The following is a 20,114-nucleotide window of genomic DNA, read 5'->3' as shown; positions in this document are numbered from 1 at the left end:
GGCTAGAGCCTGGCTTCGCCAAAGATGCGGCCGATCCAGTCGAGGAAGACACGCAGGCGCAACGTGAGCTGACGGTTTTGCGGATAGAGCGCCGACAACGGCGTCGGCGACGGCGGATGGTCCGGCAGCACCTCGACCAGCGCACCGCTGGCGAGATCGTCCGCAAAGCGATAGCGCGGCGCCTGAACCAGGCCGAAGCCGAGTCGCGCGAGGTCGGCCATGGTGTCGGAATTGTTCACCCTGATCCGGCTCGGCAGCACGATCTCGCGCAAGGCACCATCGACAGAAAACTCCAGCGGCAGCACGTCGCCGGTCCGCGACGAGATGAAGCCGACCATCTGGTGGCCGTCGAGCGCATCCGGCGTTGCCGGCGTGCCGTGTTTTGCCAGATAGGCCGGGCTTGCCACGGTGATCTCGGCGATCGTGCCGAGGCGGCGCTGGATCATGCCGCTGTCCTCGGGCTGGCCGGCGCGGATGACGCAGTCGACGCCCTCGCGCACGAGATCGACCAGGCGGTCGCCCTGCCCGATCTGCAACTCCAGCAGCGGATGGCGCGCCAGGAATTCCGGCAGCTTGGGCAAGATGAAGGTGCGCGTCAGCAGCGGGTGCGCATCGACGCGCAGCAGGCCGCGCGGCTGCGCATCGCGCATCGCGGCCTCCGCCTCCTCGACCTCCGACAGAATCGCGACGCAGCGCCGATAATATTCCTCGCCGTCGAGCGTCGGGGTGACGTGCCGCGTGGTGCGCTCGAGCAGGCGCACGCCGAGATGCGCCTCGAGGCTCCGCAAGACCTCGCTCGCCGTCGAACGCGGCAGTCCCAGATCGGCCGCGGCGGCGGTAAAGCTGCGCCTTTCGACGAGACGGACGAACAGGCGCATGGTGTCGAAACGATCCATGCCGATTGTTCAACATAGCCGACAGGTGATGGCAAGTGCGGCCGAATGATCCGCGCCGCGCGATCGGTTGTTTGGTGGACAGCGTGTATTTGGCCGTGGATCGCGCTAACCTAAATCCGTGTCGATCCGAAATGCACGCCCGCGCGGATGCCTTGCTGCGGGAACAATGGAGAGAGCCATGACCGAAGCCCCTCACGTCGACTTCAAGTTCGAGATCGCCGTTATCCCCGTCTCCGACGTCGATCGCGCCAAGGCGTTCTACACCAGGCTCGGCTGGCGGCTCGACGCCGACTTTGCCGCGGGCGACGACTGGCGCGTGATCCAGTTCACACCGCCCGGCTCGAACGCCTCGGTGATCTTCGGCAGGAACGTCACGCCCGCGGCGCCGGGCTCGGCGCAGGGGCTGTACCTGATCGTGTCCGACGTCGTGGCTGCTCGCGATGCGCTGTTGGCGCGCGGCGTCGAGGTCGGCGACATCTTCCACGGCGGCGACGTGCACAGCGGCACGGACACGCCGTATATCTCCGGACGGCGGCGCGAATGGGGTCTCGATCCCGCGCGCGGCAGCTACCGCTCATTCGCCTCGTTCAGCGATCCCGACGGCAATGGCTGGCTGCTCCAGGAGATCACGAGCCGCCTGCCCGGACGCGTCGACGCGGACACGACGTTCAACTCGCCGCGCGATCTCGCGGCGGCGCTGCGACGTGCGGCCGCCGCCCATGGCGAGCACGAGAAGCGGACCGGCGGCAAACACGACGACAACTGGCCGGACTGGTACGCCGACTACATCGTCAAGGAGCAGGCCGGCGAAGCGCTGCCGGTGTGAGCGGCGGCTCCGCGGCCGACGAAGCAGCCTCTCCACAACGTGGTGACATGATCATCACCGGCGCGCCGATCCGGCGCGCTTGCGTCGGAAGCGGTCTCGCTTCCGGCCTTTTATCCGGAACGAGCGCCGCGCGTTTCGCTCACCGCTTGTTCTCGCCGTCGCCCTGCGTCGCGCGCAGCAGATTGTCGCGCAGCCGGCTCACGGTCTTCTGCACCACCGGAAAATCATCGCCGAGTCCGGTTGCCTCGATCACGGACCCGCCGAGATCCTGCTCGATCAGCTTTCGCCCCGCCGGCGTCAGGCTCACCCGCACCTGACGCTCGTCGGCGGGATCGCGCTGACGCTTGATGTAGCCGGTCTGCTCCAGCTTCTTCAGGATCGGCGTCAGCGTGTTGGATTCCAGGAACAGCTTTTCGCCGAGCACGCTGACGGTCTGCTCGTCTTCCTCCGACAGCGCGACCATGGCGATGTACTGGGTGTAGGTCAGCCCGACCTTGTCCAGCAGCGGCTTGTAGGCCCGGCCGAAGGCGAGATTGGCCGAATAGACCGCAAAGCACAGGAAATTCGACAGTTTTCGGCCCTGGCCGGCGGCTTTGGGGGGACGGGACACAGGAACCTCCGCAATTCGTGATCTCGCCATCCATATAACTCGTATGCGATTAAATCGGAAGAGCTTGACCGGGCCGGGCGGCAGGGTTATTTCACATCGTATCCGATTAGATCGGACGCGATCAAAATCCAGCCCGAAAGGACACGCCATGTCATCCGCCGCAAAAGTTCTCTTCACTGGCAAGACCCACGTCACCGCCGGCCACGACGGCGCCGCGCGCTCACGGGACGGCCAGCTCGACATCAAGCTGCCGCAGCCGCACCCGGCCGCCGAAAACCTGTTCGCCGCCGCCTGGTCGGCCTGCTACCTCGGCGCAATCGGCCTCGCCGCCGCCCAGCGCAAGGTCAAGCTGCCGAGCGAGCCATCGGTCGACACCGCAATCGACCTGAACAATGCCGGCGGCTCCTTCTTCCTCCGCGCCCGTCTCGACGTCAGCGTTCCCGGCGTCGATCGCGCCGTCGCGCAGGAGCTGATCGAGGCCGCGCATGGCATCTGCCCCTACTCCAAGGCCGTTCACGGCAACATCGAAGTGACCACCACGCTGGTCTGAAGCGCCTCACCCCGACGCGGACCGGCCGGTTATCGGCCGGGCCCGCGCGGTGCCGACCATCACGCGACCACAAGGAGCCGACCATGAGCCATCGTCTGTTGCGAACCGTGCGTGTCCTCGCGAGCGCAGCCGTGCTCGCTGCAAATCTCGTCACCTTGCCGGCGGCGGCGCAGCCGGCCGGCGTCACCCGCACCGACCTCCAGCGCCACGATCTCAGCGCGCCCGGACGCGAGGCCATCCAGGTCCGCGTCGATCTCGCGCCCGGCGTGGCGTTCGGCCGCCACACCCATCCGGGCGAGGAGATCATTTATGTGCTGACCGGCGCGATCGAGTACGAGGTCGAAGGCCGGGCGCCGGTGACGCTGAAGGCCGGCGACGTGCTCTTTATCCCGGCCGGAACGGTCCATGCGGCAAAGAATGTCGGCAACGACACCGCGAGCGAGCTTGCGACCTATATCGTCGAGAAGGACAAGCCGCTGCTAACGTTGAAGTGAGCAGCGCCCCGATTGACTGAAGATTATATCTGACTAAAGTCAGATATATGCTTGACCCCGTTTCCCGCGTCCGCCGCTTCAACCGCGCCGTCACCTCCGCCGTCGGCGCGCTCGATACCTCGTTCCTCGGACGCGGCCGCCCGCTCGGCGCGGCGCGCGTGCTCAACGCGATCGGCCATGGGCGTTCGGATGTGGCCGACATCCGCGACTATCTCGGCCTCGATTCCGGGCTGATGAGCCGCCTTCTGCGCTCGCTCGAGGATGAAGGGCTGATCGAGACGACCGCGCATGACGACGATGCCCGCCGCCGCGTCGCCAGACTGACCCGCGCCGGCCGGCGCGAGTTCAACGCCTACGAGGCGCTGTCGAACGCGCAGGCCGAGGACTTCCTCGCCCAGCATGCACAACGCGAGGCGCTGCTGGCGGCGATGGACCTGATCGCCTCGGCTCTGACCCGCAGCCGCATCACCCTGGATGACACGGATCCGCAGAGCGACGCGGCGCGCTACTGCCTCGGCGAGTACTATGCCGAGCTTGGCCGCCGCTTCAAACAGGGTTTTGACGTCTCGCTGTCGCGCGATCCCGATGCCAAGGACATGCGCCGCCCGCGCGGCACGTTCATCGTCGCGATGTCGGACACGCTGCCGATCGGTTGCGTCGGGCTGAAGGGAACCGATCACGGCTATGCCGAGATCAAGCGGCTGTGGGTCGCGCCAGCCGCACGCGGACTGGGGCTCGGCCGGCGCCTGATGGATGCAGTCGAGAGCGCCGCGCGCGAGCTCGGCATCGCGCTGTTGAGGCTCGACACCAACAGCGCGCTGGCGGAGGCCAGCCAGCTCTACCGCCGCACGGGCTGGAGCGAGATCCCGCGCTTCAACGACGACCCCTACCCGGATTTGTTCTTCGAAAAACGCCTTTGAGCGCGGGCGTCGATTCCCCTGCTGCGGCGTTATGGTCGGAGCCGCAGGAGCATTGCCGTGACAAGGTCCGATCTCGCCGATATCTACCGCAACTACATCGCCTGCCTGAACCGGCAGGACTGGCCGACACTCGGACAGTTCGTTCACGATGACGTCGCCCACAACGCGCGACCGTTCGGACTGGCCGGCTATCGCGCGATGCTTGAGCAGGATTTTCGCGAGATTCCGGACCTGCATTTCAAGATCGAGCTATTGGCATCGGACCCACCCCGGATTGCCTGCCGTCTCAAGTTCGATTGCACGCCGGTCGGAAAATTCCTCGGGCTCGATGTGAACGGCAGACGCGTGTCCTTTTTCGAGAACGTCTTCTACGAATTCCGCGACGCAAAGATCTGGCAGGTCTGGTCCGTGCTCGACAAGGCCGCGATCGAGGCGCAGCTCTAGCGCTGCGCCTCGGATGGCCCTGCTCAAGCCGCCGCAGCCGCCGCCTCGCCTTGCGGCTTCGCAAACGGCCGGAACGTCATCGCCATCAGGAACGCACCGAGGCCCATGGCCCAGGAGCCGATATAAAGCCAGGCGTAGCTCGAGAACGCGTCGTAGATCAGGCCGCCGGCGAGCGGGCCCGTGGCCATGCCGAGGCTGCCGGCCATCGCCGTGCCGCCGATCACCGTGCCCATCATCTTGAGCGGAAAGTTTTCGCGCGCCAGCACCGCATAGAGCGGCATGGTGCCGGCATAGATGAAGCCGAAGATGGCCCCGACCACGTAGAACGTCGCGAGCTGTTGCGCGAAGACATAGCCAAGCGCGCCGAAGGCCTGCAACAGCAGGCCCGAGACCAGCACGCGCTTGGCACCGAAACGGTCGCCCATCAGGCCGAAGGCGATGCGGCCGCCCATGCCGGCAAAACCCTCGATGCTGTAGATCGTCACCGCCGCGATCAGCGGGATGCCGCAGCTCACGGCATAGCTGACGGTGTGGATGATCGGGCCGGAATGGGTGGCGCAGCAGAAGAAATTGGTGGCGAGCAGGATCAGGAATTGCGGCGAGCGCAGCGCCTCGCCCATCGACATCTCGGCCTGCGGCGCGCCCTCGCCCGACGGCGCGGACGGCGCCTGCGCAAGCGCCGGCGGACGGCGCACCAGCAGCGACACCGGGATCATGATGGCGGCGACCACCAGCGCCACGATCTGCATCGAGGTGCGCCAGTCGTGGTTGGAGACGAGCCAGGCCGCGAGCGGCGCCATCGTCATCGGCGCCATGCCCATGCCGGCGGACACCAGCGAGACCGCGAGGCTGCGATGGGTGTCGAACCAGCCGGTCACGGTCGCCATCATCGGCGCGAAAATCGCGGCGCAGGACGCACCGACCAGCAGGCCGAACACGAACTGGAACGCGATGAGCGAGGTCGCATGGCTCGCGGCGAACAGGCTCAGCGCCAACACCAATGATCCCGTCAGCACCACCGGCCGCGGCCCGAACCGGTCCGTGGCCGTGCCCCAGGCCATGCTGGTGCAGGCCATCGCCAGAAAGCCGACCGTCATCGCGCTCGATATGCCGGTCACCGACCAGCCGGTGTCCTTTGCGATCGGCTGCAAGAACACTGGCAGTGAAAACATGCCGCCAATCGCGACGCAGCCCAGCAGGCCGCCGGCGGCGACGATCACCCAGCGATAGTTGGAGGAGTTCATTTTCTTGTCTCCGTCAGTCTGTCCGGCTGAAAGACGAATGGGATCGGATGGAACCGACAGGCCCACCGACGTTCCGTCTTATTTTTTTCTGGTCCGGCTCGGCCTTGCGGTCGACGAAGATACACCTTGGCGGGCTCGCCGGCCGCCGGTCTCGGCCGCTTCCGCATGTCGTTCGCCCCGTCCCAGATTTGCCCCGAGGAACTCGATGAAGCGCTGCGTYTTTGCCGGCAGCAGGCGCGTCTCGGTGATCGCGTAGACGGAGATCGGAGCGGCCTGCCAATGCGGCAGCACGCGACGCAGCCGGCCAGCCGCCAGGTCATCGGCGACGATCGCTTCCGCGAGCAGCGCAATGCCCTGGTCGTGCGCCGCAAGGCGGGCGATCATGCCGACGCTGYTGAGCGTGAAGCGGCCCTTGACCGCGACCTCGACCTTCCTGGTGCCGGCATGGAGCTTCCAGATCGACGCCCGCGGCATGCACAGGCACTGATGCCGCACAAGATCGTCCGGCTGCCTGGGCTCGCCAGCCAGTTCGAGATATTGCGGCGAGGCATAGAGGTAGCCCGGCAAGCGCGCGAGCTGACGCGCAATCAGACCGGAATCGGCGAGCTCCCCCATGCGGATTGCGACATCGAACGGCTCGGCAACGAGATCGACGCGCCGCGGCGTCAGGTCGAACTCAAAGCTGATGCCGGGATAGCGCCGGGCAAATTCAGCGATCAGCGGCGTGAGATAGATCGCGGCAAAATCCACCGGCAGGGAGACGCGGAGCACCCCGCTTGGCTGCGCCACCATCTCGCCGAGTTGCTCGTGCGCCAGCCTCGCCTCCTCGACGATGCGCTTGGAACGCTCGAAGTAGAGCTGGCCGGCCTCGGTCAGCTCGATCCTGCGCGTCGTGCGGTTCAGGAGCCGCAGTCCGATCGCCTTCTCGAGGCCGCTGATCCGGCGCGACAGCGTCGAGTTCGGCACGCCGATCGCTTCGGCCGCGCGCCGGAAGCTTTTGGCCTTCACGACCTCGACGAACAGGCCCATGTCGTTGAGGTGCTCCATGCGGATTGCTCCATTATTGGATCAGTGATTTCAATTTCCCTGTATTTATCCCATTTATGATCTGGCGGACAATGCCCTCAACAATGGAGAGCACACCCATGAGCCCGCTATTCACCCCGGTCGATATCGGCCGCGCCACGCTTCGCAACCGCCTGGTCATGGCGCCGATGACACGCTCGCGCGCCGACAATGCCGGCGTGCCCAGCGACCTGGTGGCGACCTATTACGCCCAGCGCGCCGGCGCCGGCCTGATCGTCAGCGAAGGCGTCTATCCGGCGGCGATGGGCAAGGGCTATCTGCGGACGCCGGGGATCGAGACCGATGCGCAGGTCGCCGCCTGGAAGCGCATCACCGCGGCCGTGCACGCACGCGGCGGCCGCATCTTCATGCAGCTGATGCATTGCGGGCGGATCTCGCACCCGTCGCTGCTGCCCGGCAACGCCCTTCCCGTGGCGCCATCGGCGATCAAGCCGGCCGGCCAATCCTGGACCAATGAGGGCCTCAAGGATTTCGTCACGCCGCGCGCGCTGAGCGTGGGCGAGATCGCCGACGTCGTCGCGAGCTACGGTACCGCGACCCGCCGCGCGCTTGAAGCGGGTTTCGATGGCGTCGAACTGCATGGCGCGACGGGTTACCTGCCCGAGCAGTTCCTCTCCTCCGGCAGCAATACGCGCGACGACCGCTATGGCGGCTCGATCCAGAACCGCGCGCGCTTCGTGCTCGAGGTGCTGGAGGCCATGACGGCGGAAGCCGGCGGCAATCGCGTCGGCATCAAGCTGTCGCCGGAGATGGGATTCAACGACATGTCCGACGCGGCGCCGCAGGAAACCTACACCTATCTCGTCGACCAGCTGCGTGGCTTCGGTCTGGCCTATCTGCACGTGGCCCTGTTCGGCGCCAAGGTCGACTACCACGCGCTGCTGCGACCCCGCTTCGAGGGCGCGTATCTGATCGGCGGCGGCCTCGACAAGGCCACGGCCGAGTCCGCGCTGACGAGCGGGCGCGCCGACGCCGCCGTGTTCGGCGGCGCGTTCCTCGCCAACCCCGACCTGCCCGAACGCCTGCAACAGGACGCGCCGCTCAACGCGCCGGACAGGACGACATTCTACAGCCCGGGCGCGCAGGGCTACACCGACTATCCCCTGCTGAGCGCCACCGAGAACGCATGAGGCGGGCGACCAGCCCGTGAGGAGAGACGTCATGACTTACGAGAAATTCAGCGCCGACAACGCCGCGCTGCTGCTGATCGATCATCAGGTCGGCACCATGAGCTGGGTCAAGTCGATCCCGTTCGAGGAGATGAAGCGGAACGCGCTGATGCTCGCCAAGGTCGCCGGGATCTACAAGCTGCCGGTGGTCCTGACCTCCAGCATGGAGGAGTATGCGCAAGGCCCGCTGCTGGACGAGCTCGCACAGATCCTGCCCAAGGCGTTCGCGGCCCGCGTCAAGCGCATCGGGATCGTCAACGCCATGGACGACGCGAATTTCGCCGCGGCAGTGAAGGCGACCGGCCGCAAGAAGCTGATCATCGCCGGCGTCACCAATGACGTGTGCACGGTATTTCCGGCGCTCAGCCTGGTGCGCGAGGGGTTTGAGGTGCAGGTCGTCGCCGACGCCGGCGGCTCGCCGAGCAAGCTCAGCGACGACATCGCACTGCGCCGGATGGAGCGTGGCGGCGTGACGCTCACGAGCACCAATCAGCTCGTCGCAGAACTCGTCGGCAATTGGACCACGCCTGAAGGAAGCCAGGCGGTGCAGATCATCATGGAGGCGTTCCAGGCCTGAGGGCGCGCCACAGGCCCTGCCCCTTCGGCAGCGACGATCGCCCGCTAATTCGCCAGACCCTGCTTTTCAATCCAGTCGTTGACCAGCCTGGCGATGTCGTCGGAGTTGCGGTCCATCATCATCATGTGGGTGTTGCCCTTGATTCCCATCCTGGGCAGCTCGAACGTATCGACCTTGCCGCCGGCGGCTGCGATCGCCTGACCCCACTTGGTCGGATTGACCACGAGCTTCGACCACACCGGGACCCGGTCGAGGAAATCGCCCCATACGATCAGATGCGGCACGCCCTTCAGCGTGGCCGCATCGGCCTTCGCAGGATCCGGCGCGCCGGAGGGCTCGAGCGCGATCAGCGCCTTCACCTTGTCCGGCGCGTTCAGCGCGGCGGTGAAGCCGAAATTGCCGCCCTGGCTGTGCACCAGGACGATGCAGGGGCACACTTTCTGCACCAGTGCGTCATAGGCTTTTTGCGTGGCCGCGTCGTTCGTCGCCCAGCGCGGGATGCTCTGCTTGGCGAACTGGTCGAACGCCTCGACCGGGAATTGCTCGCCATCGAACGCCTCGCGCTTGCCGCCGACCTCATAGCTCGGCCCGATGCGGAATAGCTCCCAGGCCTCTTTCTTGGGCCGGAAGAACGGCTCGCTCTTGAAGATCTCGGGATAGCGCGCCCAGGAGGCGCGGCCGCGCTCGACCGCATCCGAGACGTAGACATCATAACCCGCATTGAGGAAGAATTGCTGCCAGCCCGGCTTGCCGTCGGGCTTGGTCTCCCATGTGACGCCCGCAAGCCCGCCGCCATGCCACAACAATATCGGCAGCTTCGACTTCGGCGCGGCCTGCTTGACGAACTGGACATACATCTGCTCGACCTCGAACTCGCCGTTCGGATCGACCTTGATCGGCGGCGCGCCGGGCGAGAACACGATCTCCTTCGACGGGAGCCCGTTCAGCGTTTCGGTGTGTCCGCCGACATGGAAGCTGCCGACCTCCTTGACCAGGTAGTCGGCCGCGGCCGGCGTCGCCGCCGCCGTGATGGCTGTCGCCAGTGCGATCATAATCGCGCGCATAAATTGCTTCCTCCGCTATCGACGCTTCTTGTTGGCGACATTGTTAGGCCATGCGCCGATGCGGGGCAATTCCCACATCGCGGTTACGCCGGGGAACGCCTATCGATCGGACATCATTGTCCTTGAGGAAAAGCTCGCGCTGCTCCGTCGACGAGGCCTGGTCGCGCAGCATTGGCGCAGGCCTGCTCGACGCACCGGCTCGCGCGCAGGATATTCTCCTCGCCGAACATCGGCCCCACGATCTGCAGCCCGATCGGCAGCCCCGCGACAAATCCGCAGGGCACCGAGGCCGCGGGCTGGCGCGTCAGGTTGAACGGCCATGTCAGCGGCGTCCAATCGAACCATTGCGGGAAGCGCGCGGCGTCGGGCGTATCGATGCCGGCCGCGAAAGCGGTGATGGGAACGGTCGGCGTCAGCAGCAGGTCGTAATCCCCGTGAAACAGCTGCATCTGCTGGCTCAATGCGCGCATCTCGACATGGGCCGCCTGCAACTCGCTCGCCGAAAATTCCTGGGCGGCAACGATCAATCGCAGCAGGCCCRGATCGAGCGCCGCCAGTTGCGCGCCGGTGAAATCGCGCACCAGCGCGGCATGCGACGCGCCCCAGATCACTTCCAGCGCATGCTGCGCGCCGGACAGATCGAGAGCAACATCCTGCACGTCGGCGCCCGCCGTCACCAGCGCGTCGAGCGCCGGCCGCATGCCGGCCACCACGGCGGGATCGGCGACCGGAAAGCCGAGATCGGGCGACCAGGCGATCCGCAGGCCCGCGACACCGCGGTCGAGGCCGTCGAGATAATCGATGCCGCGATAGGGAATGGCAAAGGAATCACGCGGGTCCGGGCCCGTGAGCACGTTCAACAACAGCGCGCTGTCGGCGACATCGCGCGACAGGCCGCCATAGACCGCGAGCGTCCCCATGACGCCGGGGAAATTCGGCACCACGCCGTAACTCGGCTTCAATCCGAACACGCCACTGAACGCCGCCGGGATGCGAATGGAGCCGCCGCCGTCGCCACCGGTGGCGAGAGGGACCACACCGGCCGCCACCAAGGCGGCCGAGCCGCCACTGGAGCCGCCGGGCGTGCGGGAAATATCCCAGGGATTGCGCGTGATTCCAGTCAGCGGGCCGTGGGTGATGCCCTTCCAGCCGAATTCGGGGGTCGTCGTCTTGCAGAAGAACACGGCGCCGGCCTCGCGCAGCCGGGCGACACCGGGCGTATCCTGCGTGCTGGGCGCAGCCGGAGTGGCGTGGGAGCCGATGCGCATCGGCCAACCCGCGACCTGCGCGGTGTCCTTGATCGCGACAGGCACGCCGTCGAGCGGCCCGAGCGGTGTACCGCGGCGCCAACGTTCCGCGGACTCCGCCGCCAGACGCCGCCCCTGTGGCTCGTCCAACAGGCAGACCGCGTTCAGGATGGGATTGACCGCGTGCAGCCGCGCCAGGGTCGCGTCCAGCATATCGACCGGCGACAGCTCGCCGTTGGCAAAACGCCGGACCATCTCGCGGGCGGGAAGCCAGTTCAGATCGTCAGACATGGCGAGCGCATTCGCGTGTGGAGAAGCTTCGCGCATTTTGGGTCATCGCCTGTACCTGCATGCAACGGATGTCATGGCGCCGCCGCCACGTCATAGACCAATCGTCGGCCACCCGATCATGCAATTTTCAAAGAGAGCACATGCGCGTTTTGCCCATGGTTCCGCAGCCGAGGCCGCTGGCGCAGCCCCGAGGCCCCGCCTAGACTTGAATGCAAAATTTCTGGGAAGATCATATGCCGAAAATCGACGTCGCGGCCGTACCGGCCCGCAAAGGCTCCGGCTATCCCGCGCCCTTCGACGCCCCTTGCGCCGAGCGCATTCGCAAGCGGCTCGGCAATGCCGGCGGCCTATCGGATTTCGGTGTCAACCTGATGCGCCTGCCGCCCGGCAATTGGTCGAGCCAGCGGCACTGGCACTCGCACGAGGACGAATTCGTCTACGTGCTCGAAGGCGAACTGACGCTGATCGAGGACGAATGCGAAACCGTGCTGCGCGCCGGCGATTGCGCCGCCTTCCCGAAAGGCACCGGCAACGGCCATCACATGATCAACCGGTCGGACGCGATCGCCGTCTATCTCGAAGTGGGATCGCGCTCGCCCGACGACCTCATCACCTGCTCCGACGTTGACATGATGAGCCCGGCTTCTGACGGCCGTTTCCTGCACAAGGATGGCACGCCCTATCGGGACGAATGAACGGCAACGCCTCAGATGGCTGCGCGACGCCGCCATTCGGTTACGGTCAGCCATACCGCCGAGACCAGGAAGTAGATCGCGCCGACTGCAGCGTAGCCCGCGACATTGGCGATCGTTGGAGACATTGGCGTCGTGGCCTGAAAGATGAAGAAGCCGCCGGCCAGGGCCGACTGGCCACCACTCAGCACCATGGCCCATTGCGCGCCCAAACTCCTCCAGCGCCGGATTGCCGTCCCTAACTGGAGCAAGCCGGACAGGATCGCCCATGCCCCGAACACGCCGAGCACCCAATTCATGCTGACCTGCAAGGCAAGAAGCACCGCGACGGTGGTCGCCAGGCTGACCAGGACATTCAGCGCCTGCGTGCGGTTTTGATTCATGCCGCCGCTGCGCAACGCGTCCACGAAATTGGCCGCGGCATCCCAAGCCGGATAGAGCACGAGCAAGACACCGGCAATCAAGGACGACGCCCCGACGGAAAACGCAGCAACGACCCAGGCGACGGAGAACGCCGCCCGAATGAAGTAGTATTGCTTCAGCCATCGCTCGCGATCGGCAAGAACGAGATCCAATTGATAATGCGCCACTACGGCCTCCTTTACCTACTAGTTGGTAGTTTTCATTCGTAGCAAGATTGGCTTCACGCCAGCTTGCCTGCGGGGTGTCGTTGCCGTCTCGCTGATCTCTCTCAGGGCTTGGCGGACAGCCGATCCAGCAGCGGCGCGGTAATCACACCGAACATTTTTGGATCGCCATAGGCACGCGCCGACAGCATCGCGCCGTGAATGGTCGCCATGAAGCCTTCAGCCTCGACCCGGGCTGTGCCGGAGAACTGCAACCGCCCCTTCCGCTTGCCGCGCTCCATCACCGAAGTCAGCCACGAAGCCAGCGCGCGGAAGTGAGCCCGGACTTCAAGCGCAACCTCCTCCGGCAGTATAGGAAGCTCGCTGGCGAGAAGCGCACACACGCAGAACGGCGCCGTCGCGTCGCTGATGCACGCCTCCCAATACGCGACATAGGTTTTAAGCTGGTCGCGCGGGTCCGGGATGTTGCGCTCGAGCGCCGACAATCCCGCCTGGGCTTCCTCGCGGTAGCGCGACACGAGGGTGCGGACCAGATCGACCTTGCTGGCGAAATGGTGGTGGATGCTCGGTTTGCGGATGCCGACGATTTCGGCCACGTCGGCGTAGCTGAAGCCGTTGTAGCCGCCTGCGATGATCAGCGTGCGTGCGCAGGCCAGAATGTCGTCGGCAGTCGAGGAAAGGTTGGTCATGGCGATTTAACTACCTTCCAGTTGGTAGGTCGTCAAGAACGGGGTGCTTCAACCATCCGTGAGTGTTAGGAGCCTGCATGACCATTCGCCCGATCGTCCGCTATCCCGACCGCCGGCTCGCGATGCCGGCCCGCCCCGTCACCGCATTCGACGACGCATTGCGCGAGCTTGCGCAGGATCTGCTCGACACCATGCGCGCCGCGCCCGGCATCGGCATCACCGCGCCGCATATCGGCGTGCCCTTGCGCGTCGTGGTGCTCGAGCTCGACGCCAGGGACGGCGCGCGGACCTACGTCAATCCGGCGATCGAATGGGCTTCGCCCGAGATGATCCTGCACCGCGAAGGCAGCGTCTCGATGCCCGGCGTCAATGACGAGGTCCAACGCCACGCGCGGGTGCGGATCAGCTATCAGGATCTCGACGGCACCATGCAAAGCGAGGAGTCCGACGGCTTGCGCGCCGTTTGCCACCAGCACGAGATCGACCAGCTCGATGGCATGTTCTGGATCCAGCGGCTGTCGCGGCTGAAGCGGGAGCGGCTGGTGAAGAAATTTGAGAAGATGTCGCGGGGGTGACGCATCGGCCGCCCCTCGCGGGCCGGCATGACTAGGCATCGAACAGATCGAATGTCTCGATGACGGGATCGCTGCCGAGAAAGGCACCGAATTGGGCGAGGTCGCCGCGCGCCTGACGCCACGCGATATAGCCCTGTTGCTGCTCCAGGGAGTCCCAGCCCTGGACCAGCAGGAACTCGCTCGGCGTCTTGGTGTGCTGATAGGAGTGGCTGTAGCGACATCCCGACGCGAGCCTGGTCACCGGGATCWCTTTGAGAAGATGCTGTTTGAATGCGTCAGCATTCTTCGCGCTGAGCCGCAGCGTGACCATGACGGCCCTCGCATTGGGCGGAGCCGCAACGGCCGGCGGCCGATCGGTGGCCGAAGCGGAGGCGCCTGTTGCAGCCAGGACTGCGCCTGCCGCGGTACCGGCAACCAGCGCATCACGGCGGGTGAGACTCTCGGACGATGACATCGGTATTTCCTGCTTCTGTTGGGTGGACACTGGATTGGACGTGCGCGGCTTTTCGTCGAGCGCCTGGAGCACGAGCCTCGCCACGTCCGCCGATGATGCCGGGTTTTGCCCGGTGATCAGATTTCCGTCGCGAATCGCAAAGGATTCGAAATTGGGTCCTCTCTCGAACCTCGCACCCAGTTCGCGCAGGCGGGTCTCGAGCAGGAAGGGAACGATTGCGGCTAGCGCCTCGGCCTCCTCCTCGGCATTGGTGAAGCCGGCGACAAGGCCGCCCGCGACGATCGGCCTGCCGTCGCGCCGCCGGGCCGACACGAGCCCTGCCACGCCATGGCACAATGCGGCGATCACGCGCCGCTCATCGAACGCCTCGCCGAGAGCAAGCGCCAACGCTTCGCTTCCCGGCAGGTCCCACATCGCCCCATGCCCGCCGGGCAGGAAGATCGCGTCGTAGTCCCCGGCACGGATCGCTTCGATCGCGGGCGTTGCCTCGATGGCGGCCATGGCCCGCGCATCGCCGAGGAAGCCTTGCACCGCGGGCGGAGCACCAGTCGTCTTCGAGCTGCGTTGATCGACCGGCATGCGGCCACCTCTCACGGAGGCGATCGTCACCTCGTGGCCGACATCAAGGAACATGCAATAGGGTACGGCCAGCTCCTCGAGCCAGACGCCCGTCGCGCGTCCGGTATCGCCGAGTTTGCCGTGAGAGGTCGTCACGAAGAGAACGTTCGGCATGTCATTCCTAGGTTGAAGTGGATATGCCCCCGAACATAGGGCTCGCCCTCACCTTGGAAAAATCGTATTATCTGAAAGCATCGATCAGAATTCTTATGAGTCAGCTGACCCATCTCCGGACCTTCCTTGCCGTCTACCGCGCCGGCAGCGTGACCAAGGCTTCGTTGCAACTCGCGATCACGCAGCCCGCAGCATCAGGCCACATCAAGGCACTCGAGGCCCACCTCAAGCGAAGCCTGTTCAGGCGCGTCGGGCGCGGCATTGAGCCAACCGCCGCGGCGGACTGGCTCGCGCGTGCCGCGGCTCCTTATCTCGACGGGCTCGAGGAAACGCTGGGGGTAGCAGCAATGCGCCCAAACGGCCTCGCCGGCCCGCTGCGCCTCGGCGGTCCGGCGGAATTCCTTGCGGGAAAAGTGCTTCCCGGCCTCGGCGGATTGCCTGAGCTCGGCATGCACCTGGAGACGAAATTCGGCCTGACGCAGGATCTGGTCGAGCATCTCGAGGCCGGGCAGCTCGATCTTGTGGTTGCAACCGTTCGGATTCCACGCAAGGCGATCGGATACCAGGGCATCTACCGCGAGGATTTCGTCCTCGTTGGCGCGCCGAAATGGGCTGCCAAGGTTCCACCCGAGCTCGTTGCGAAGCGCGGAGCGGAAGCCGTGATCGATCTGCCATGGCTCGCCTATGGTCCTGAGCTTCCCATCATCCGCCGCTATTTTCGCCAGGTCTTCCGGGCCAGGCCGCCAAAGAAGGTCGTGCAGATCGTTCCCGACCTCAGGGCCCTCGCGGCGTCGTGCGCGGCAGGCCTCGGACTGACCGTGCTGCCGAGCTATCTCTGCGCAACGCAGCTCAGGGATGGCACGCTCGTCCGGTTGCACGAGCCGACGGAAATCCCAGGCAACGAGATATTCCTTGCCTGGAACCGTCTCGGACTACAGCAGCCACGTGTCGCCTTCATGCGGCGACGGCTGCTTGAGACTGCCGCCGATTGGTGAGGCCAGTTCCAGCGTGGCCAGTCCGTCTCTTGCGACCGAAACGGACAGGCCGCCGCCGGCGGGCGCTATTTCAGCGGCAAGAAAACGTCCGCGACCGCCTCATGCTCCGGCACCTCCGGGAAGAGGCTCAGCCGCTGGCAATAGATCGGGAAGTCGCGTGCTTCCTCGCCGCTGGCCGGAAGCCAGTCGCGATAAAGATAGAGCGCGGCGGGCTCCAGATTGTCGGTGTAGCCGACGACGCGCAGCACGGCACAGCGTCCGCCGGGGATCTCACCGGCCTTGATCTGCTCGCCATTCGCCGCGATCGGTTGGTCGGTCCCGACGCAAAGGTCGATGCTATATTCGTCCTGCTGCGCGGGACGGCCCTCGGAATGCCAGACATTGAAGGTCGGACTTGTCCTGGGGTGCAGGCCGGCGCCCCTGCGCCACGCGATAAACCGCCGGATCGTGTCACCAAGTGTCTCGGGGCTTCCCCGATGCTCCATGATCGCCACCCTCGTCGCCGGCACTTCGCGGATCGTCACGTCGTCACTGGTAAAACTCGTCTGCATGAGCTTGCTCCTCGCATTGTCCAGAGGCCCGAAGGCCGCAAGCCACGGCTCCCAGTCGGGAGATTTCCGGAACGACGACGGCGATTGCCCGAACCGTTGCCGAAAGGCGCGGGCGAAGGCGTCCGGTGCGTCGTAGCCGGCATCCATCGCGATATCAGTGACGCTCTGCGCGTTATTGTAGGCCAGCTGATGCGACGCGCGCTTCAGACGGGCCAGCTGGACATAGCGATGCACCGACAATCCGAAGGTCGCCGCGAACTGCCGGTGGAAATGAAATTTCGAGAAGGCTGCAACCGCGCTTAAGCTGTCCAGATCCAGATCAGCGTCGAGATGCCGGTCGATATGGTCCAGCACCCGCCGCATCCGGTCCTGATAGTTTTGCAGCGCCGCCTTCATCGTCCCTCCTCCGTGGCGGCTCCAGTTAAGCGGTGACGGCCGTGATGCGCTCGACCGATCTTGCGGTTTGGCAGAACCGTAGCCCGGATGGAGCCAACGGGTCGGCGCGAAGCGCCGCCCGATGACAGGCTCCGCGCAATCCGGGGTTCGTTCCGCACAGGCAGTCGCGCGATGCGGTTGGTCTGTCCCGGATTACGCTTTCGCTCCATCCGGGCTACGAAGAGACCAAGTCGCGCCCCTACCCACCCGCCACCAGCTGCTTCGCCAGCGCCATGTAGGCCGGCAGCGTCACCGGATCGTTGGCGGCGTTGCCTGCCACGGGATGCGAGGCGTAGCGGGCGATCACCATCTCGGCCTTGGGATCGATGTAGACGCCCTGGCCGTGAACGCCGCGCGCCATGTAGGCGCCGTGGGCGTTGTGCGTGACCCACCACTGATTGCGGTAGGAGGCGCCGGGCAACGTGGTGTAGCCGGCCGGCTTGAACTTTTCGGGATCGCCGCCGCGCGAAATGTCCTCGACCACGGATGACGGCACGATCTGGCGGCCGTTGAAACGGCCGTGATTGCGCATGGTTTCACCGAAGCGGGTGAGATCGCGCAGCGTCGTCGAGAGACCGCMGCCGCCGCTTTCGGTGCCGATGCGGTCGACGTGATAATGCGCGTCTTCCTCCGCACCCATGGGAATCCAGATGCGTTCCGAGAGAAGATCTGACAGCGTCATGCCGCTGGCGCGCCGGCAGATCCAGGCGAGCACGTCGGTGTTGACGGTCTTGTAGGCAAAGGCCTTGCCGTGCTCGCCCTGCTTCTTCTGCGCGACGAGGAAATCGAAGATGGTGGTCGGGCCGTCATAGTCGGGCGGAATCGGCGCCATGCCGTTGGCGCGCCGCAATCCCCACACATGCGAATTCCTGTCGGTGTAGACCTCGGTGTATTCGAGCCCCGTGGTCATATCCATGACCTCGTGCACGCGCGCATCKCCGAAGGCGCTCGCCTTCAGCTCCGGCACATAATCCGTCACGGGCGCCTGCGGATCGATCCTGCCCTCGCTGACCAGCATGCCCGCCAGCACGCCGGTGAACGATTTCGTCACCGACATCGCGATGTGCGGCTTGTGCGGCTTCAGCGCGCCGAAATAACGCTCGTAGATCAGCTTACCCCGATGCAGCACGGCGATGCCGTCGGTGTAGGTCTCCTCCAGCATTTTTGCGAACGTCATGGGCCGACCGTCCATCGTGGTCGAGGCGACCGCGCCGATGTCATGGTCCTCGCGCGACAGCGGAGACGCCGGCCCTGCCCCGCGCCAGACGTTCACCGTCGGCACCAGCTGGCGGATGTTGCTCCAAGCCCAGCGGAGCTCGGGGAAACGGCGGAACGAGCCGTCCTGGAAGGCGATGATGCGGTCGGGGGCCGGCGGGAAGCCCGTCATCCAGCCGAGCGTTTCCGGGTCGGTTTCGGTGGCAGATGCGGGTTGTTGGCTGGCGGCGGTAGCGACGGACATGCAAGCAAGCTCCGGAAGCGGATGAAGAGCTCGCTCGTATCATGGCGTCACGTGGTCAACATCCAGCATTTGCGCCGAGGTGACCGTCGCCGTGCGCTTGGCAATGAGCGGGACACGCAGGTCTCCCCGATCAGGCCCTCTTCCCGCTCCGTTTGGTCATCGGCGCGTTACGCCRCTCCCGTTTGCCGCGCGCGATCTCGGTCGCCAGCGCGTCCAGCTTCGGCTCCCAGAAATTCCTGAATTGACCGATCCACGCATCCACCGCCTGAAGCCCCGCAATGTCGACCGAATAGAGTCGTCTTTGCGCCTCCGCCCGAACCGTCGCAAAGCCGCTCTCGCGCAGCACCTTCAGATGCTGCGACACGGCGGCCTGCGTGATCCCGAACTCGGCCCCGATCACCTCCACGACCTCCCCGGACGCCATCTCCCTGGGGGCGAGCAGCTCGAGGATGCGACGGCGCACGGGATCGGCGAGGACCTCGAAGACGTGCATCAGCTTCCTGTACCGGGGTGCGCGATGTCAGGCGGCATCTCGCCGCGATAGAAAGCGATGGTGCGGTCTGAGCGTTCCTTTGCCAAGGCCGGATCGACCCCGCTCGCGACATGCGCTGCGCGCCAGTACTCGCCGCTCGTCGTCATGAATTCCTTGCCCGCAGGAGAGCCCATCCATGCCTCGGCCGTCTCGTGGTCGACCGATGCCCCGGTCACAAGATATCGTTCAAGTCCCGCAATGGCGAGGTCCCAACCGATACCCACCGCGCCTGGACCGAACTGGCTCCAATGATCCTCGATGATCGCGGTGTGCTCCAGCGTCAGGCGTGCCTGGCTACGTTCTGCCGCCAGCCTGACATCGATCCAGCTCATCGCCCCGCCGAACTCCCACGTCGCTGCAAAATGAGTTGGCGGCGCACAAGCCGTGATGGTGCCGCCCGCATTCCCCTTGAGCTGGTACCTTCCGCCGAGCTGGAGGTCTCCCTCGACCGGCAGAAACCAGCGCGGGATGCGCTCCTTGCTCGTCACTGCGTCCCAGAGATCGTCGACGCTCGTGTCGTAAAGCCGCGTCAACGTGACCGCGCTGGCCGCTTTCCCATCCTTCTCGAAATCGCGCACCGAACGCGTGACAAGCCCCAATACCCTGGCGACGTCGATCTCCATCCCGGTTCTCCCTGTCGTTTCACGCCGATGGATATCGGTATCGACTTATATAAGTCAATACTTAATTTAACAGCGGATCCGGGCCCTGCCGCAGGTGTTCGTCGTCGTCCACAGTGTGAACGTGCGTGTGAGATGCTTCACAAGGTGCGACGATCGAGCGCCGAAGAGGCTTGCGCCAGCGCCAGACCTACTCCGTCATCAGCCGGCACGGCCAGCCCACGCGGACGAGCAGGTCGTCGGGGCCATTGAGCGCGAATTCATACATGCCCCACGGCTTGTGCTCGGCCGCACCGCTCGGCTCGGCGATCTCCGGCAACATCGCCGCGGCCAGGCCGCGGACCCGGGGCGTGTAGACGTAGACGCCAAACGGGT

At 65.5% G+C, this 20,114-nt stretch carries 23 protein-coding genes and 1 pseudogene; 10 read left to right on the top strand and 14 right to left on the bottom strand.

What is annotated here, in order from left to right; translation table 11 throughout:
* Window positions 1–2 precede the first annotated feature (2 nt).
* Entirely contained in the window at window positions 3–896 is an 894-nt protein-coding gene (locus ACXJL8_RS04085) for a LysR family transcriptional regulator (RefSeq protein WP_456618609.1), read from the bottom strand.
* A gap of 178 nt (window positions 897–1,074) precedes the next feature.
* Here ACXJL8_RS04085 and ACXJL8_RS04080 point away from each other — a divergent pair, with 178 nt between their 5' ends.
* Window positions 1,075–1,722 carry a VOC family protein gene (locus ACXJL8_RS04080; RefSeq protein WP_456618610.1) on the top strand — a complete coding sequence of 216 codons (648 nt, stop codon included), beginning with the start codon at window positions 1,075–1,077 and terminating at the stop codon, window positions 1,720–1,722.
* Window positions 1,723–1,861: 139 nt separating this feature from the next.
* On the opposite strand, the gene ACXJL8_RS04075 is transcribed toward ACXJL8_RS04080, so the two are convergent.
* Complete coding sequence (locus ACXJL8_RS04075; RefSeq protein WP_456618611.1) at window positions 1,862–2,362, bottom strand: MarR family winged helix-turn-helix transcriptional regulator; 501 nt, start codon at window positions 2,360–2,362, stop codon at window positions 1,862–1,864.
* Between the two features lie 118 nt (window positions 2,363–2,480).
* Here ACXJL8_RS04075 and ACXJL8_RS04070 point away from each other — a divergent pair, with 118 nt between their 5' ends.
* The 4 genes from ACXJL8_RS04070 (at window position 2,481) to ACXJL8_RS04055 (ending at window position 4,740) form a co-directional block, all read left to right on the top strand.
* Window positions 2,481–2,882, top strand: coding sequence for an Ohr family peroxiredoxin (locus tag ACXJL8_RS04070; protein WP_456618612.1), 402 nt, complete (start codon window positions 2,481–2,483; stop codon window positions 2,880–2,882).
* Window positions 2,883–2,965: 83 nt separating this feature from the next.
* On the top strand, window positions 2,966–3,376 hold the full coding sequence (locus ACXJL8_RS04065; protein WP_456618613.1) for a cupin domain-containing protein: 411 nt from the start codon (window positions 2,966–2,968) through the stop codon (window positions 3,374–3,376).
* 47 nt (window positions 3,377–3,423) lie between these two features.
* Window positions 3,424–4,296 (top strand): bifunctional helix-turn-helix transcriptional regulator/GNAT family N-acetyltransferase, encoded by an 873-nt coding sequence (locus tag ACXJL8_RS04060; RefSeq protein ID WP_456618614.1) that lies wholly within the window; start codon window positions 3,424–3,426, stop codon window positions 4,294–4,296.
* 57 nt (window positions 4,297–4,353) lie between these two features.
* A complete protein-coding gene (locus tag ACXJL8_RS04055) occupies window positions 4,354–4,740 on the top strand; it encodes an ester cyclase (RefSeq protein WP_456618615.1) in 387 nt (128 codons plus the stop codon).
* 23 nt (window positions 4,741–4,763) lie between these two features.
* On the opposite strand, the gene ACXJL8_RS04050 is transcribed toward ACXJL8_RS04055, so the two are convergent.
* Together ACXJL8_RS04050 and ACXJL8_RS04045 are read right to left on the bottom strand one after the other, a co-directional pair.
* A complete protein-coding gene (locus ACXJL8_RS04050; RefSeq protein ID WP_456618616.1) occupies window positions 4,764–5,984 on the bottom strand; it encodes an MFS transporter in 1,221 nt (406 codons plus the stop codon).
* A gap of 78 nt (window positions 5,985–6,062) precedes the next feature.
* Complete coding sequence (locus ACXJL8_RS04045; protein ID WP_456684653.1) at window positions 6,063–7,031, bottom strand: LysR substrate-binding domain-containing protein; 969 nt, start codon at window positions 7,029–7,031, stop codon at window positions 6,063–6,065.
* Window positions 7,032–7,129: 98 nt separating this feature from the next.
* Between ACXJL8_RS04045 and ACXJL8_RS04040 the strand changes: the two genes are divergently transcribed.
* Window positions 7,130–8,200, top strand: a complete 1,071-nt coding sequence (locus tag ACXJL8_RS04040) for an alkene reductase (protein WP_456618618.1) — start codon at window positions 7,130–7,132, stop codon at window positions 8,198–8,200.
* A 31-nt stretch (window positions 8,201–8,231) separates the two neighbouring features.
* Window positions 8,232–8,816: an isochorismatase family protein gene (locus ACXJL8_RS04035; protein WP_456618619.1), complete on the top strand. Its 585-nt coding sequence runs from the start codon at window positions 8,232–8,234 to the stop codon at window positions 8,814–8,816.
* 44 nt (window positions 8,817–8,860) lie between these two features.
* On the opposite strand, the gene ACXJL8_RS04030 is transcribed toward ACXJL8_RS04035, so the two are convergent.
* Together ACXJL8_RS04030 and ACXJL8_RS04025 are read right to left on the bottom strand one after the other, a co-directional pair.
* Complete coding sequence (locus ACXJL8_RS04030) at window positions 8,861–9,880, bottom strand: esterase (RefSeq protein ID WP_456618620.1); 1,020 nt, start codon at window positions 9,878–9,880, stop codon at window positions 8,861–8,863.
* A gap of 113 nt (window positions 9,881–9,993) precedes the next feature.
* Complete coding sequence (locus tag ACXJL8_RS04025; RefSeq protein ID WP_456684652.1) at window positions 9,994–11,418, bottom strand: amidase; 1,425 nt, start codon at window positions 11,416–11,418, stop codon at window positions 9,994–9,996.
* Window positions 11,419–11,651: 233 nt separating this feature from the next.
* Here ACXJL8_RS04025 and ACXJL8_RS04020 point away from each other — a divergent pair, with 233 nt between their 5' ends.
* On the top strand, window positions 11,652–12,113 hold the full coding sequence (locus ACXJL8_RS04020) for a cupin domain-containing protein (protein ID WP_456618622.1): 462 nt from the start codon (window positions 11,652–11,654) through the stop codon (window positions 12,111–12,113).
* Between the two features lie 11 nt (window positions 12,114–12,124).
* Here ACXJL8_RS04020 and ACXJL8_RS04015 read toward each other — a convergent pair whose 3' ends face one another.
* Window positions 12,125–12,700, bottom strand: coding sequence for a DUF308 domain-containing protein (locus ACXJL8_RS04015; protein ID WP_456618623.1), 576 nt, complete (start codon window positions 12,698–12,700; stop codon window positions 12,125–12,127).
* A 101-nt stretch (window positions 12,701–12,801) separates the two neighbouring features.
* Window positions 12,802–13,386, bottom strand: coding sequence for a TetR/AcrR family transcriptional regulator (locus ACXJL8_RS04010; RefSeq protein WP_456618624.1), 585 nt, complete (start codon window positions 13,384–13,386; stop codon window positions 12,802–12,804).
* A gap of 77 nt (window positions 13,387–13,463) precedes the next feature.
* On the opposite strand from ACXJL8_RS04010, the gene ACXJL8_RS04005 reads away from it, so the two are divergent.
* Window positions 13,464–13,961, top strand: a complete 498-nt coding sequence (locus tag ACXJL8_RS04005) for a peptide deformylase (protein ID WP_456618625.1) — start codon at window positions 13,464–13,466, stop codon at window positions 13,959–13,961.
* A gap of 31 nt (window positions 13,962–13,992) precedes the next feature.
* Here the strand turns inward: ACXJL8_RS04005 and ACXJL8_RS04000 are convergent, their stop codons facing one another.
* The gene (locus tag ACXJL8_RS04000; protein WP_456684651.1) at window positions 13,993–15,147 is read right to left on the bottom strand and encodes a DJ-1/PfpI family protein; all 1,155 of its coding nucleotides are present in this window, start codon (window positions 15,145–15,147) and stop codon (window positions 13,993–13,995) included.
* 95 nt (window positions 15,148–15,242) lie between these two features.
* Between ACXJL8_RS04000 and ACXJL8_RS03995 the strand changes: the two genes are divergently transcribed.
* Window positions 15,243–16,142, top strand: a complete 900-nt coding sequence (locus tag ACXJL8_RS03995; protein WP_456618627.1) for a LysR family transcriptional regulator — start codon at window positions 15,243–15,245, stop codon at window positions 16,140–16,142.
* Between the two features lie 65 nt (window positions 16,143–16,207).
* Here ACXJL8_RS03995 and ACXJL8_RS03990 read toward each other — a convergent pair whose 3' ends face one another.
* The 5 genes and pseudogenes from ACXJL8_RS03990 to ACXJL8_RS03970 form a co-directional block, all read right to left on the bottom strand.
* Window positions 16,208–17,089, bottom strand: coding sequence for an AraC family transcriptional regulator (locus ACXJL8_RS03990; RefSeq protein WP_456618628.1), 882 nt, complete (start codon window positions 17,087–17,089; stop codon window positions 16,208–16,210).
* Between the two features lie 238 nt (window positions 17,090–17,327).
* The gene (locus ACXJL8_RS03985; protein ID WP_456684650.1) at window positions 17,328–18,587 is read right to left on the bottom strand and encodes a serine hydrolase domain-containing protein; all 1,260 of its coding nucleotides are present in this window, start codon (window positions 18,585–18,587) and stop codon (window positions 17,328–17,330) included.
* A 130-nt stretch (window positions 18,588–18,717) separates the two neighbouring features.
* Window positions 18,718–19,080 carry an ArsR/SmtB family transcription factor gene (locus ACXJL8_RS03980; RefSeq protein ID WP_456684649.1) on the bottom strand — a complete coding sequence of 121 codons (363 nt, stop codon included), beginning with the start codon at window positions 19,078–19,080 and terminating at the stop codon, window positions 18,718–18,720.
* Window positions 19,080–19,742, bottom strand: a complete 663-nt coding sequence (locus tag ACXJL8_RS03975; RefSeq protein WP_456618631.1) for an SRPBCC family protein — start codon at window positions 19,740–19,742, stop codon at window positions 19,080–19,082. Before ACXJL8_RS03975 ends, ACXJL8_RS03980 begins: the two co-directional genes overlap by 1 nt.
* A 187-nt stretch (window positions 19,743–19,929) precedes the next feature.
* A pseudogene (locus tag ACXJL8_RS03970) lies at window positions 19,930–20,114 on the bottom strand (glyoxalase); the annotation flags it as partial.

The organism is Bradyrhizobium sp. P5_C11_2, assembly GCF_054049755.1.
The sequence above is the reverse complement of the archived record's forward strand: the minus strand, read 5'-3'. Positions and strand labels throughout refer to the sequence as shown.